This is a genomic window from Streptomyces sp. ADMS (assembly GCF_033441795.1).
In the GTDB taxonomy this organism is placed as follows: Bacteria; Actinomycetota; Actinomycetes; order Streptomycetales; family Streptomycetaceae; genus Streptomyces.
Genome location: NZ_JAVFVX010000470.1, coordinates 1 through 389 on the forward strand (window position 1 = coordinate 1; position 389 = coordinate 389).

General features: G+C 69.2%; 1 pseudogene. It reads right to left on the reverse strand.

From position 1 onward, the window contains the following. Positions 1-389, reverse strand: a pseudogene (locus RB628_RS41600) (hypothetical protein); the annotation flags it as partial.

Genomic DNA, 389 nt, shown 5'->3' on the forward strand with positions numbered 1-389 from the left:
GACCTCCTCCCACCAACTCCGGTTCTGGATACCGGCGTCCGAGGCCTCGTCGATCTTCCGCTTCGCCTCGCCGGCCGCGTCCTCACGCATCTTGCGCGCGTCCTCGGCCATCTTCTTCGCCGCGTCCAGCGCCGACTGCGCACCGTTCACGTCTGACTGGGCGCTGCTCTGGGCCGACTTGGCGTGCTGGGCATCCCGCGTGGCGGCCCGCACTTTCGCCTCGTCCGGCTTCTCCGTGTCCTTGCTGCCGGTGGGATCGTCCTTGTACTTGTCGGACTCCTTGCCGGCCCGCGTCACCCACGAATCAGCCGACGAGAGACGGGACTTGGCGGAGGACAGATCGGCCTGCGCCTCACGGCCCCTGGCCAGCGCCCTGTCTGCCAGGGCCT